10 protein-coding genes and 6 pseudogenes are annotated in these 12,652 nt (G+C 61.1%); 10 read left to right on the forward strand and 6 right to left on the reverse strand.

What is annotated here, in order from left to right:
- Window positions 1–9: 9 nt before the first annotated feature.
- Window positions 10–201: pseudogene (locus CGZ66_RS29070) on the reverse strand (integrase core domain-containing protein); the annotation flags it as partial.
- Window positions 202–392: 191 nt separating this feature from the next.
- On the opposite strand from CGZ66_RS29070, the gene istA reads away from it, so the two are divergent.
- The 6 genes and pseudogenes from istA to CGZ66_RS29095 form a co-directional block, all read left to right on the forward strand.
- On the forward strand, window positions 393–1,901 hold the full coding sequence (gene istA, locus CGZ66_RS29080; protein WP_095090279.1) for an IS21 family transposase: 1,509 nt from the start codon (window positions 393–395) through the stop codon (window positions 1,899–1,901).
- Window positions 1,898–2,566, forward strand: a pseudogene (gene istB / locus CGZ66_RS29085) (IS21-like element helper ATPase IstB); the annotation flags it as partial. The gene istA and the pseudogene istB, both read left to right, overlap by 4 nt.
- Window positions 2,567–2,588: 22 nt before the next feature.
- A pseudogene (locus CGZ66_RS41800) lies at window positions 2,589–2,714 on the forward strand (hypothetical protein); the annotation flags it as partial.
- A 157-nt stretch (window positions 2,715–2,871) separates the two neighbouring features.
- Entirely contained in the window at window positions 2,872–3,081 is a 210-nt protein-coding gene (locus CGZ66_RS41000; protein WP_095083306.1) for a hypothetical protein, read from the forward strand.
- 13 nt (window positions 3,082–3,094) lie between these two features.
- The gene (locus tag CGZ66_RS29090; protein WP_245331040.1) at window positions 3,095–5,167 is read left to right on the forward strand and encodes a recombinase family protein; all 2,073 of its coding nucleotides are present in this window, start codon (window positions 3,095–3,097) and stop codon (window positions 5,165–5,167) included.
- Between the two features lie 4 nt (window positions 5,168–5,171).
- Window positions 5,172–5,336, forward strand: a pseudogene (locus tag CGZ66_RS29095) (ATP-binding protein); the annotation flags it as partial.
- A gap of 288 nt (window positions 5,337–5,624) precedes the next feature.
- Here the strand turns inward: CGZ66_RS29095 and CGZ66_RS29100 are convergent.
- Window positions 5,625–6,566: pseudogene (locus CGZ66_RS29100) on the reverse strand (IS3 family transposase); the annotation flags it as partial.
- Between the two features lie 121 nt (window positions 6,567–6,687).
- Here CGZ66_RS29100 and CGZ66_RS40060 point away from each other — a divergent pair.
- Both CGZ66_RS40060 and CGZ66_RS29105 read left to right on the forward strand, forming a co-directional pair.
- Window positions 6,688–6,855, forward strand: a complete 168-nt coding sequence (locus tag CGZ66_RS40060) for a hypothetical protein (protein WP_167392293.1) — start codon at window positions 6,688–6,690, stop codon at window positions 6,853–6,855.
- 5 nt (window positions 6,856–6,860) lie between these two features.
- A complete protein-coding gene (locus CGZ66_RS29105) occupies window positions 6,861–7,055 on the forward strand; it encodes a hypothetical protein (protein WP_095090280.1) in 195 nt (64 codons plus the stop codon).
- Here CGZ66_RS29105 and CGZ66_RS29110 read toward each other — a convergent pair.
- The 4 genes and pseudogenes from CGZ66_RS29110 to CGZ66_RS41805 form a co-directional block, all read right to left on the reverse strand.
- Window positions 7,052–7,930 (reverse strand): toll/interleukin-1 receptor domain-containing protein, encoded by an 879-nt coding sequence (locus tag CGZ66_RS29110; RefSeq protein WP_095090281.1) that lies wholly within the window; start codon window positions 7,928–7,930, stop codon window positions 7,052–7,054. The genes CGZ66_RS29105 and CGZ66_RS29110 overlap by 4 nt on opposite strands.
- A 224-nt stretch (window positions 7,931–8,154) precedes the next feature.
- Window positions 8,155–9,192, reverse strand: a complete 1,038-nt coding sequence (locus CGZ66_RS29115; RefSeq protein ID WP_095090282.1) for a nucleotidyl transferase AbiEii/AbiGii toxin family protein — start codon at window positions 9,190–9,192, stop codon at window positions 8,155–8,157.
- Window positions 9,185–9,778, reverse strand: coding sequence for a DUF6088 family protein (locus CGZ66_RS29120; RefSeq protein ID WP_095090522.1), 594 nt, complete (start codon window positions 9,776–9,778; stop codon window positions 9,185–9,187). Before CGZ66_RS29120 ends, CGZ66_RS29115 begins: the two co-directional genes overlap by 8 nt.
- A 384-nt stretch (window positions 9,779–10,162) precedes the next feature.
- A pseudogene (locus tag CGZ66_RS41805) lies at window positions 10,163–10,522 on the reverse strand (transposase family protein); the annotation flags it as partial.
- Between the two features lie 177 nt (window positions 10,523–10,699).
- Here CGZ66_RS41805 and CGZ66_RS29125 point away from each other — a divergent pair.
- Together CGZ66_RS29125 and CGZ66_RS29130 are read left to right on the forward strand one after the other, a co-directional pair.
- Window positions 10,700–11,491, forward strand: a complete 792-nt coding sequence (locus CGZ66_RS29125; protein WP_095090283.1) for a type IV toxin-antitoxin system AbiEi family antitoxin — start codon at window positions 10,700–10,702, stop codon at window positions 11,489–11,491.
- Complete coding sequence (locus CGZ66_RS29130; RefSeq protein ID WP_095090284.1) at window positions 11,478–12,395, forward strand: nucleotidyl transferase AbiEii/AbiGii toxin family protein; 918 nt, start codon at window positions 11,478–11,480, stop codon at window positions 12,393–12,395. Before CGZ66_RS29125 ends, CGZ66_RS29130 begins: the two co-directional genes overlap by 14 nt.
- Window positions 12,396–12,652 lie beyond the last annotated feature (257 nt).

Genomic DNA, 12,652 nt, shown 5'->3' on the forward strand with positions numbered 1-12,652 from the left:
CGGCGACGATCATGCGACCGTCGCCATCGCGTGCCCGCCGAAGGAAGCCTCGTCGGGCGTGTGCCCGTCAAGGCTCGAATGTGGGCGTCCTCCATTGTAGAAGGTCAAGTATCTGGAGATCGACGCACGCGCTTCTGACACGCCGTCGTAGGCGCGCAGATAGACCTCCTCGTACTTGACCGTCCGCCAGAGCCGCTCGACTGCGGCGCGGCAATCAGCCTGGGAACAGCGTCAATCTGGAAGGGAGCGTCGCCAGGGGCGTCACGGAGGGAGGGCGTAGCCCGACCGGAGGGACGTTCCTGGCGACGGCGCGAACCCACATAGGGGTTCACGCCGTCTGGTGATCGCGATGTGTCGGGTGCATTTCTTCTTCCCGCTCAAAGGAAGAATGAATGCCCGGCAGACACATCACGGATCAACAATCGAGGCTCTATATGCAAAATCGCCAGAAGCACAGTGTCCCTGTCGCAGCCGCCAAATCAGGTTTCAGCCCATCGACTGGTTATCGGATCGAAGCAGACCCCCGTCCACCGAGCGAGAAGAAGGTCAAACACGAACGCCGCCGGCCTGATCCATTGGAAGGGATATTCACCGAAGAGGTGGTTCCCATGCTGCAAAGCGCTCCCGGCTTGCGCCCTGTCGGCATTCTTCGGGAGCTTTGCAAGCGTCATCCCGAACTCGGTTCTGGTATTCGCCGCACACTTGAGCGCCGGATCCGCACATGGCGCGCGAGCCATGGCGAAGATCAGGAGGTCATATTCCGGCAGGTTCATGAGCCGGGACGCATGGGGCTGTCGGATTTTACCCATGCGCCGGGCCTCAAGGTCACGATCGCCGGCGTGATCTTCGATTATCTGCTCTATCACTTCCGGCTTGCATACAGTGGCTTCGAGCATGCCGAGATTGTCGAAGGCGGCGAGAGTTTTGCCGCGCTGACAAGTGGCTTGCAGAATGCCCTTTGGTCTCTCGGCGGAGCACCGCGCGATCACCGCACTGACAGCCTTTCGGCTGCATTCCGCAATCTCAATGCCGATACCGCGCAGGATATGACCGATCGGTATGAAGCGCTTTGCGCCCATTATGGCATGAAGGCCAGCCGCAACAATCGCGGCGTCGCCCACGAGAACGGCGCCGTCGAAGGATCCCATGGCGATCTGAAGCGGGAACTGGAGGATGCTCTTCTCCTGCGCGGAACGCGTGACTTTGCCGACGTCACCAGTTTTGCCGCCTTCATCGACGAGGTTGTCGGCCAGCGCAACGCCCGTCGGGCCAGGGAGATCGCCATTGAGCGCGAAAGCCTGCTGGCGCTGCCGCGCAAGCGCCAGCCAGAAGGCGAAGACGAGATCGTCTACGTCACCAGCAGCGGAGGTTTTACCCTTCGCCGGGTCTTCTACACCGTTCCTTCACGGCTGATCGGACATCGCCTGCGCGCACGGCTCTTCAAGGAGCATATCGAACTGTTCCTCGGCGGTACCTTCCTGATGACATTGCCGCGCGTCAGAGGCCAGCTCGGCCCCGTCCAGCATGTCGTGAACTATCATCACGTCATTCATTCGCTGCGCCAGAAGCCGGGGGCTTTGCCCAGACTCGGCTATCGCGATCAGCTCTTCCCCAGAGATGCCTATCGCAATCTCTACCATGCCGCCATGGAGGCGCTGCCGGAACGCGATGCCTGCCGTCTGACGGTGGAACTGCTGAGCCTCGCCCATGAGCGCAATGTCGAGGCTGCACTCGCTCACGCCATCCAGGGCGAGCTCGATGCGGGAACCTTGCCGACGCTTGACGACATGCGCGCCCGGTTCGCGCCGAACCCGGCCTGTGTTCCGCAGGTTAGCGTCAATCTGGGTAAGCTGGTCGATTACGACCGGCTTATCGGCACCCGCGTGGAGGTCACGGCATGAGCCCCAACAATCCTGTCGATACCGCACGCCTGTCCCTTATGCTGACCGATCTGCGGTTACCGGGCATCTCCAGGGCCTGGCACACCTTCGCCGAGCGGGCTGACACCGAAGGCTGGCCGGCCTCCCGGCTGCTTTCGGCGCTTGCGGAGTTCGAGGTCGCCGAACGCGAAACGCGGCGTATGCAGCGCCACCTCACTGAAGCGCGTCTTCCTCCGGGCAAAACCCTCGATACCTTCGACTTCACGGCTGTGCCCATGGTCTCGAAGGCCCGGGTCATGGCATTGGTCGCAGGAGATGTCTGGTTGAAGAACGGCGCCAATCTGATGCTGTTTGGCGGGCCAGGCGGCGGAAAATCGCATCTGGCGGCCGCCATCGGCGCCGGGCTGATCGAGAATGGGTGGCGTGTGCTGTACACCCGGACCACCGACCTCGTTCAGAAACTGCAGGCCGCCCGCCGCAATCTCGATCTCGAAGGGGCCATCGCAAAGCTCGACAAGTATCATCTGCTGGTGCTCGACGACATGGCCTATGTGAGCAAGGATCAAGCCGAAACCAGTGTGCTCTTTGAGCTGATCAGTGCGCGATACGAGCGCCGCTCGCTTCTCATCACCGCAAATCAGCCCTTCGGTGAATGGGACAAGGTCTTTCCAGAACCCAACATTACAGGGTGCCGCCATTCTGGACGGGGTGGTATCTCATTTAACCGTCACGGATCCGCGCCACGGCCTTGCGGGTCAGCGTCTTCAGCTTTTGTCATCCCATTCGGCCCGAGGTCCAGACTTCGTCGTCGTACGGCTGCCTGACGGGCGCCGGCGTTCTATTCGGCGCTCGGTAACCGACCTCGCAGCGCCGTCTCCGAAAGAACAAGGCGCGTCGAAGTCGTTGGGGCGGATCAACGCCCGGACGTTGCTCACATTGATGCACCATTTGAACAGCACATTCGCCTCTCGTATCGAGGAGGTGATTCGCGATGAACATCCAGTCGAATCTGCACCGCGTAGCGTCCCAGACCTTCACCGAACTTCCGAACCCGGGCATGACAACACTCCCGGGACCTTGGCTCAACTTGCCAGCGGAAACGCAAAAGCAGATCGCACAGAACCTTGCTCCCCTGCTGATGCGGATGCGACCAACGCGCGCGCTGCTCGAGGCGGACGGGCATGTTGAGAGCGTCGAATAGGCCGGACGAATGTGTGACAGCCGCGCATCGCGGCAAGCTCGCTTATATTTACGTTCGCCAGTCTTCCGTGAACCAGGTGCGGCATCATCAAGAAAGCACGGAGTTGCAGTACCGCCTCGTCGATCGTGCCGTCGCCCTCGGCTGGCCGCATGAACGTGTGCACGTCATCGATGAGGATCTTGGCAAATCGGGGTCCGGGACAGTTGAGCGGGTGGGGTTCAAGAAGCTGATCGCCGAGATCGGGTTGGGCAATGCCGGCCTTGTTATCAGCCTCGACGCTTCGCGGCTTGCCCGCAACAATCGCGACTGGCATCAGCTCCTTGATTTGTGCTCGCTCTTCAGCGTCATCATTGCCGACGGCGAACGTCTTTATGATCCCTGCGCTTACCACGATCGCCTGCTGCTCGGCCTGTCCGGCATCATGAGCGAGGCGGAGCTTCACCAGATCAGGCAGCGCCTCCATCAGGGCGAACGTCAGAAGGCGGCGCGTGGCGAGCTGCGGCTTCCCGTTCCCGCCGGACTGGCCCATGATCGCGCAGGCGGGATTGCTCTCAATCCCGATGAGCAGGTGCAGGCAAGGCTCATCCTTGTCTTCGCCAAATTCCGCGAGCTTCACAGTGCACGGGCCGTGATGCGATACTTGCGAAAGAACGATCTGCCACTGCCTGTGCGTCCACTTATGGGTCCCGCTCCGCACGATATCATGTGGCGCGAGGCCGACAGTTCACGGGTTCTCAGCATTCTCCAAAATCCTGCCTATGCCGGGGCGTATGTTTATGGACGATACCGGGCGGAGGGCGGGCGGGTTCGCCATGATGTCTATCGCCCGAAGACGGTGAAGGTCCCCATCGCGGACTGGGAGGTTTGTCTTCAGTCTGCCCATCCCGGATACATCGACTGGGAGGAATTTATGGAGAATCAGAGACTACTGGCAAACAACATCAACCGCTATAAGGCTGGCCATTCCGGCGTGCCGCGCAAGGGAGCGGCACTGTTGCAGGGTATTGCCGTTTGTGGCCGGTGCGGTCGCCGGATGAGCCTACGCTATAGCGGTCCTGCAGGTAACTATCCCGTCTACACGTGTCGTGCCGACCGCGATCAGGACGGCGGACCGCTATGCCAGGAAGTGCGCGCGCTGCCCGTCGACGCACATGTTGAAAGCATCCTGCTCGACGCTTTGAAGCCGGACAGGATTGCCATCGCCATTGCCGCGCTGGGCCAGATTGAAGAAGAGACACGTCAGCTCGAGCGACAGTGGGCTCTGAGGCGCGAGCGGGCCCGCTATGAGACGGAACGGGCACGGCGCCAATACGACGCGGTGGAGCCCGAGAACCGTCTGGTGGCGCGTTCTCTGGAGCGCGGCTGGGAAGAGAAGCTGCGCGCCGCCGAAGCCGTCGAGCAGGATTACGAACGGTGGCGGTCCGACGAGCCCCTGGTCTTGAGTGAGTCCGACCGCGAGTGTCTTCAAAAGCTGGGCGAAGACCTGCCTGGCATCTGGTATGCCCCTTCAACGACGTCGGCCGAGCGAAAGGGCATCCTGCGTCTCATCATTGACGAGGTCGTCCTCGATCAGAAGCGGTTGCGGGGCCAGGTCTGGTTCAAGATCCTGTGGCAGACCGGGGCAACAAGCGAGCATTCTCTTCAAAGGCGTGTCCACACCTACGCCAACTACATCGATATCGAGAGATTGCGCGAGCGCGTGACGGAGCTGAATGCCGACGGCAAGATGGACAAGGAGATTGCGGCGACGCTGAACGCGGAAGGCTTTGTCGCAGCACGCGGCTGCGCGTTCAAAGGTGAGAATGTCTGGCTTCTGCGGACACGCTGGAGCATTCCCACCGTCAAGATCAACGGGATTGGCGCCAATCCAGCTCGGTGGCCGGATGGAACCTACTCCGTTCAAGGGGCAGCAGCCGCCTTGGGTATCACACCGCAGGTTATCTTCGACTATCTCGCCCGCGGATGGGTCACGGGGCGTCAGCTCACGAAAGGCCAGCCATGGCAAATCGAACTCTCGGACAACCAGATCAGCACGCTGCGGGCGCGCATCGCACGCAACAGGCGATCAAGGAAGGAGGCATCATGACAACTTCGGTGATAAGGCCATGACGTTGGCCGCCATTGACAGACTGGTTCATCACGCGACGATCTTCGAGATGAACGTCGAGAGCTACAGGCGCAAAACCGCAATATCCCGTTTGACGGAAAACAGCGACGGCGCGACGGCAACGCTGGCCTCAGCCCCCGCTGATTGACGCGCCGCGACAGACAAACGTCAACATAGATTGTCGCGCAAATGAAGGTCGGCCTCCCGCTTCAAACGGAGGCCGGCTTTCTTGCTGGGATCACAGCACCCGCGACAAACATCTCTCATCCAGATTGCCGCTCCGCGACAATCTAAAAGCCGGCCTCATCGACGCGCCGCGACAATGACGAAAAATACCCCTTGCAACTCACTGATCCACAGTCCATCTTCACCAAATCGCGACCACCTGACCCTTCATCCTGATCGTCGCGCTTCCCATCCAAATTGTCGCGCCACACTCGACAAAGACATTGTCGCGCCAGGCGCCTTTGCCGTCCATGCTGATGGCGATCTTCGCGTCCAGCAGCACACCCGTGAAGTCGAGGCTGGTGAATTGGCTGCCCTGATCCGTGTTGAAGATCTGTGGCCTGCCGTATCTCGCCAGAGCCGCCTCGAGCGCGTCGACGCAAAAGGCCGCCTCCATCGTGATCGAGACGCGATGGGCGAGCACGCGCCGGCTGAAGACGTCGACGACCGCCGCCAGATAGACGAAGCCCCGTCGCATCGGAACGTAGCTGATGTCCATGGCCCAGACATGGTTCGGCCGCTCGATCTTCAGCCTCCGCAACAGATACGGATAGACCTTGTGACCCGGCGCGGGCTTGCTCGTGTTCGGGCGACGATAGATCGCCGAAATCCCCATGCGTTTCATCAGCGTCGTCACATGGCGGCGGCCGACCGAAACGCCTTCGCGCCGTAGCAGCGATCGAAGCATCCGCGCTCCCGCGAACGGGTAATCGAGATGCAGTTCGTCGAGCCGACGCATCCGCGCCAGGTCCTCGGCCGAAACCGGCCGAGGCTTGTAGTGGACCGTGCTGCAGGCCAGCTTCAGCACCTTCGCCTGACGCACCACAGGCAGAGTGGGGTCGCGGTCGATCATCGCTTTGCGCTCAGCAGGCCGGCGTTGCCGAGCGCGCCGGACAAAAAAACGTTCTCCAGCGCCAGCTCACCGATCTTGGCGTGCAACGCCTTCAAATCGACCGGCGCCTCGCTCGAAGCCGCCTTGTCCTGCCCGAACACGCCCGCGGCGCCTTCGAGCAATTGGTTCTTCCAGGTCGTAACCTGGTTCGACGTCGAACTGCTGCGCCAGCTCCGAAAGCGTCTTCTCCCCCTTTACCGCGCCCAACGCCACCTTCGCCTTGAATGCGGGTGAATGCGTCCGGCGGCTTCTCTTCGTCATCTCAACTCCTGATTCCCGGCGAGAATCCTCGCCAATCTCAGGCAGAAAATCCACTTATGCCACTGTCCGATTTTGCGGAGCCAGCTCTGTTCCCACGGCCCCGGCCATCGAACTCGTCGCGATGATGATGCGCTGGGGTCGGCATCTCAAGCAGTGGAAGGCCACGACGCTGGCCGACTTCGCGCGCGTGTCCCTGTCCACATTCGAACGTGTCGAACGCGGTGACAAGGTCAGCGACGAGGCGCTCGATCGGATCGCGGGCGGCGCGATCTCTACAACGACATTCTGAAGTGCGTGGCCGAGCTCGAGCGTCGCGGGCTCACCGTATTGTCGGTCGTCATGCAGGCGCCGCAGCCGGGACTGTCGGGCTGGAAGGTGGCCATTATCTCGGCGACGCCGCGGCTCACCGATCCCGGCGCGCCCAAGCGCCGCCATGTCCTGGTTGACCGCTGCTGCGTCGCGCTGCCGCCGACCGCGCTGGACGGCTAGGCAATGAGGGCCGCGCGTTCGGCGATGAACTGGGCGATCTGGGCGGGCGAAAAGCGGCGCGCATCGACATAGCCGTCGGTGCGGAACACGCCGTCGACGGCGCCGTCGTCGACGCGCACGAACATGACGCGCTGATCCTCGCGCGCCATGATGATCTCGCGGATGGCCCTGAACTCGACGCCGCACCAATCCTTGCGCTGATAGTCCTCACCGAGGAAGACGACGATCAGTTTGGACCGGTTGCGGTAGATGTCCTGGAGCAGGGTGTCGAGCGAGGGCCGCGCGAGCTGGGACACGTAATTGTTGTCGTAGAAATAGGCGTTGGGGCCGATGCGCGCCTCAAGCTCGCGGGCGACCTCTTCGACCAGCCGACGCGCCTCACCGGGGAAGGAGAGGCCGACATCGAAATTGTGCCGGGTAATGTCCACGTCCCGCCCTGCCTGCCGGGTCCATGACGGCAGCATGATCCCGCGTGCGGCGTGCAGTTCCTTGGGCAGGTTCACGTCCTTGACTGCCCAATGGGTGCGGGTCATTTCCCAGTTGCCGATGTCCAGCTCAAAACTAAGGGAATCGAAATCGGCCGCCGCGAGGAACGGATCGACCGGGATGATCTCGTATTCGATCCGCACCTGGCCGCGGCGCACGGTGACCTCGCGAATGAGGCCAAATTTCGGGTCGAGCTTACAGCCAGCCTCGTAGGCGAAGATAGAGGGCAGGCGCTTCAGCTCCTTCAGCGCCACTTGGTCGAGCGAGCCATACTGATCGGCGATCTGCTCGTCCGTATATTCATGGTGGCGGACGCAGCGGCTGGCATCAAGCACACAGGGATCGCCTTTCCACTGGTCTGACCATCCCGAGACAAAAAGATTGTACATAGCTTGCTTTCCAGGTGATGTCTTCGAGTCAGGGCAGAAGCCCATACATCGTGAGGAAGGCCGCGAGCGCAGATTCCACGCTAGCAGGATCTTCGTCTTCGGTTTTCCATATTGCGGCTAACAGGCGACGCTCCAGGCCTGATGAGCTCGTTGGCAGCGATGATCGTGTCGGCTGAATGGTTTCTCGCGCGCAGTCAGTTTGGAGTTCTCGGCAAATCGTGCGCCTACCTGTTGATGGTCCCCTGGAATTTCTCAATTCTGGAAAGAATGTCGTCGAATGACGGCGAGGTGTCATCGAACATCATCGGCGCCATTGCCCGATAATCCGCTCTGAGACGGTTGATCCGGGCTTCGCTTGGCATCAGCCGCAAAGTGCCTGGGCGCGCCGTATCGTAATTGGCCCAGCCCGAGCGAAAGAATGTCGCCTTGTGCTTTGCCACGGTTGCCAGCAGCTCGAGATCAGCGGCGGCAGCCTTGCCCTCGTCGGAGTCGAGCATCATGGCGAGGTCATAGTAGTGGCGCGAGAAATATTGCGGGGTCGCCCACTCTGCCGGACGATGGGCTTCCGCGTGCAAGGCAGTGGCTTTTTCCCAGAAGGTGCGCCATGCAGACAGGACCGTGACGGTCGTATCCGGATGTTCGAAGAAATCGGGAAAATCGTCGGCCGCGTAGGGGCGAATGACCTTCTTCTCGGCGGGCCATGGATCGCCGCGGGCGCCGAGCTCAAGCTTAACCCGTGGCGTGATGTACGCCATGCCTTGATACTCGGCCGTCGGAAGCACTACTGGGTAGTGGAAGTTCAGTGTCTGCGCGTCGGCTTCATCGATCGCTAACGACCACTCGTCGTGCTGCGGTTCGCCGAGTTCTTGGACGATCGCGGAACGAAGGGCAAGAAGCAGCTTGTCGGCTATATGCTTCTCAACATCTCCCACCAGGTCGTCGATGAGTTGACCTGATTTCTTCCGGCTGATGCCCTCCTTTTCTGGATCGCGATCACCTGTGTAGCCGGGATCGGCCCGGTCGAAGGACAAATCGATGTCCTCGGAGAAACGGCGGATGATGCCAAAGGCCTTGGACAGGGACGTTCCGCCTTTGAAGACTAGGCTGGCTGCGGCGTCCTCCGGAAGACCGAACAATCGTTTCAAGGTCCAGCAGACCCAGAAGTCCTTCTCGATGATCGTGTTGGCGACGCCGCGCCCGGCACCAGTTTCGCCAAAAAGCGCTGCCCGATCACTCGGCGGTAGAAGGGCGACCTTATCCATTCGCTGCGTTCGACGCTGTGTTGCCGATCGAGATCAGTGTCGGACGCATCCAGGCGGGAGCCTGAACTGCGTTGGACGCGAGTAGCCTCTTGTCGCTGGCCGACAGCCGGCGCGCGGCGAGCTGAGCCACATCGGCGGCCCGCACCGGCCCGACGTGGCGAAGTGCTTGGACGACTGTTCCGGCAGGACTGCCCGGTGCGATCAGATGCTTGGGCGAAGCGTGACGCAAATCGACCACGCGCTTACCCAGCACGATCCGGCGCGAGGGCCCGTCCGTCAAATAAAGGCTCTTTGCGGGAACCTGCGTCGAGAGGCCGAGCGCATTGGCGGCGTGCGCGCCGGCGATCTGCGCCTTTGAACCAGTCTCCCGCGCGAGCGCACGCGCGACATCGTCGGGAGCCGGTGAAAGCTGGCCCAGCTTCGGATGGACCTTCGGATAGTCATAGAGGCCACGCGCCAGGCGGCGCAGCTTTCCACTCTTGACCAAGCGGGAGAGGGCCTGATCGAGAGCAGCGCGCCCCGCGACGTCGAGGAAGTCGCTGGGCGTGAAAACACCGCCACGCCCGCCGGCGCGGGCGCGGCGCATGACCCGATCGGGAACTGATGTCATGGCCGTTTTCATGCGTCAGAAAATAGGCTATCTTTTTCTGACATTCAAGATGCAAAACGTGCGAAAGGGGCAGAAAGGGTGTCCCGACAACCCCCACGTGGCTTGCGAATGCCGTCGCGGACCTCATCCTCCGTGAGAACTTGTCCATCGCCCTGAGCTTGCACTGAATTCCAACATGATGCGACGGATCGCCATAGCGTACGCCAAACAGATCAACACCATTCCGCCGCTGGCCGCGCCTGCCGTTCCTCGGAACGTTGGGATCGCCGAGCAAGCTTCGCCATAGCGCGACAGAGGTAAAATTGATTGTAATTATGGTCGTCATTCACTCCCCTGATAGGTTCAGACGGGTTTCAGGGCCTAGATCCAGGGCCCGGACTCATAACCAAGGCCGACGATCGCAGCGGTGCAGACCGCCGCTGGGTAATTTGACGGCAAGAGGCTCGCATCGTATCGCAATGAGCCGGCAGAACATGCGTTCGACGGCGTTTCGGTCGTGGTAGAGGACAGGCGAGAGGCAGTTCTGCCAAGCGCCGGCCGCCTTTGGCGCGATGGCCGCGGGGCTTCGATCAGGCGGCGGGTCGCGTCCGAATCATAACGCTTGTCGGCCTGCAGGATCCGGGTGTGTGGCAGACGTTTCAGTGGCTGGGCTCCCCTCCAATCAGCGACCTGGCCGCCGATGAGCTTTAAGGCGGTGGAACGACAGGCCGGTCGCGTCAATAGGTCGTCTCCGTCTTTGCTGGATCGCATCATGTTCAAAGGTCGGCATTTCCTCCTCCAGATGCGTTTTGCCCTGGTGGTTTGAATATTGCGCCTTTATGCCTACCGTTGATGGGTCGAAAATACGAACCTCCGAACTTGCCTGGCGGTTTGGACTCGTGTTATTTTCCCCTACCAATGATAGGTCGAAAAAACGAAAAAATAAACCAGCTTCATCGCCTGCTCCCCGAGGGGCTAGTGGTCGATACTGCTTGGCTGGATGAATACGGCTACCGTCGGCAGTGGCGTGAAAAATACGTGGCGCAGGGTTGGCTCGAAGGTGTCGTCCGCGGCGTCTATCAGCGACCGATCGGCAACGTCGAGCAGACCATGGCCTGGCAGCGCGTGATGATCTCGCTCCAGCGACTTCTCGACAAAGCCGTGCATGTCGGCGGCCGCAGCGCCCTCGAACTGCAGGGCCTGACCCACTACCACCGCTTTTCGGGCAAGCCTAAAATCCACCTCTATGCCTATGGCAGCCTGCCTGGCTGGGTCCAGCGGATACAGACCGACGCTCAGTTCGTCGAACACAAGGCAGACAAGCTCTTCGATGCCGACGCACCTGGAAGGACGCGCATTGTATGGGGACATTGGGGATGGGAGCTCGATGTCTCCGCGCCGGAGCGAGCACTTTGCGAGCTTCTTGACCTTCTCCCATTCCGGGAGACCTTCCATCAAGCGGACGTTCTAATGGAGTCGGTTCGCACTCTGAGCCCGAAGCGGGTTCAGGCAGTGCTGGAAGCATGCGGCTCCGTGAAGGTGAAGAGACTATTTCTCTGGTTCGCCGAGCGGCACGCCCATCCGTGGTTCGGCCGGCTCGATCTCAAACGTATCGACCTTGGTCGTGGCAAGCGCCAGATCGTGGTCGGGGGTCGGCTGGACAGCAAGTATCAGATCACTGTGCCGGAGACACTCGATGCCGGCGTCTGAGGCTTACCGCGCGCAAGTCAGCCTCCTCGTTCGGGTCCTGCCACTCGTTGCTGAGGAGGCTGTCTTTGCATTGAAGGGTGGCACGGCCATTAATCTCTTCGTCAGAAACCTTCCGCGCCTGTCGGTCGATATCGATCTGGCCTATCTGCCGGTCGAGGATCGCGCGACTTCCCTCGCCAATATCGACGCTGCGATACGACGCATTGCTGCTCGAATAGGGAAGAATGTGCCGCGTAGCCGCACCCAGGTAGTGCCGCTGCACAGTGATGGCGCTGCCACAAAGGTGCTGATTGCCTCCGACAGTGTACAGATCAAGATCGAGGTGACGCCTGTCATTCGTGGCTGCGTTTACGCGCCCGAAACGCGGGCGGTTTGCGACCGAGTTGAAGAGCTCTTCGGCTATGCCGAGGTGCCTGTTGTGTCCTTCCCGGACCTCTATGCCGGCAAGATAGTCGCGGCCTTGGATCGGCAGCATCCGCGAGATCTGTTTGACGTCAGGGATCTGCTCGCGAATGAGGGCGTGTCCGATGAGCTGCGGCGCGCCTTCATTGTGTACATGCTGAGCCACAACAGGCCGCTGGCGGAGGTTTTGGCGCCGACGCGCAAAGACCTGCGCCGGGAGTTTGACGCTGGATTTGCTGGCATGACGGAAGAGCCCGTGACCCTGGAAGCGTTGTACGATGCTCGTGAAGCTCTAATCGCCGAGGTCGTTGGCAAGATGCCTGCCGAGCACCGGCGTCTTCTCCTATCCTTCAAGGCCGGCGAACCTGACTGGAGCTTGTTTGGTGTGCCCGGAGCCGCGGAACTGCCGGCAGTGCGCTGGAAGGTCGACAACTTGGCCAAACTTTCCAAGGGCCGGCGCGAAAAGCTGCTATCAGATCTCGAGCGGGCGCTCGCGAAATGACAGAAGTGGGATGCGTAGGGACGTCGAAGTGAACGGAGCGGGGCGAGGGCGACGACATGGAATTGTGCTCCGCAGTGGTTGGTTCGCAGACTGCGGAGCTGGCCATGTGGAGTGCCAGGGGTCGGCGCTTCAGAACAGGGCGGAGCTGAGAGGTTAGGCCATGGCCCGTCTCTTCGTCGGTGTTACGGACAAGGCCTGGTTCGATCAGTTGAGGCGCCTTGGAGCGCGGTCGCGTGGGCAGAAATCCTGCATGAAGG

It is taken from the genome of Mesorhizobium sophorae (genome assembly GCF_002270415.1).
Lineage (GTDB): Bacteria > Pseudomonadota > Alphaproteobacteria > Rhizobiales > Rhizobiaceae > Mesorhizobium > Mesorhizobium sophorae.

What these genes read in the sequence shown, in the direction of transcription:
- istA (WP_095090279.1), top strand. Translation starts at nt 393, where the DNA reads ATGCCCGGCAGACACATCACGGATCAACAATCGAGGCTCTATATGCAA.
- CGZ66_RS41000 (WP_095083306.1), top strand. Translation starts at nt 2,872, where the DNA reads ATGAACATCCAGTCGAATCTGCACCGCGTAGCGTCCCAGACCTTCACC.
- CGZ66_RS40060 (WP_167392293.1), top strand. Translation starts at nt 6,688, where the DNA reads ATGATGATGCGCTGGGGTCGGCATCTCAAGCAGTGGAAGGCCACGACG.
- CGZ66_RS29110 (WP_095090281.1), bottom strand. Translation starts at nt 7,930, where the DNA reads ATGTACAATCTTTTTGTCTCGGGATGGTCAGACCAGTGGAAAGGCGAT.
- CGZ66_RS29115 (WP_095090282.1), bottom strand. Translation starts at nt 9,192, where the DNA reads ATGGATAAGGTCGCCCTTCTACCGCCGAGTGATCGGGCAGCGCTTTTT.
- CGZ66_RS29120 (WP_095090522.1), bottom strand. Translation starts at nt 9,778, where the DNA reads ATGCGCCGCGCCCGCGCCGGCGGGCGTGGCGGTGTTTTCACGCCCAGC.
- CGZ66_RS29125 (WP_095090283.1), top strand. Translation starts at nt 10,700, where the DNA reads ATGATAGGTCGAAAAAACGAAAAAATAAACCAGCTTCATCGCCTGCTC.
- CGZ66_RS29130 (WP_095090284.1), top strand. Translation starts at nt 11,478, where the DNA reads ATGCCGGCGTCTGAGGCTTACCGCGCGCAAGTCAGCCTCCTCGTTCGG.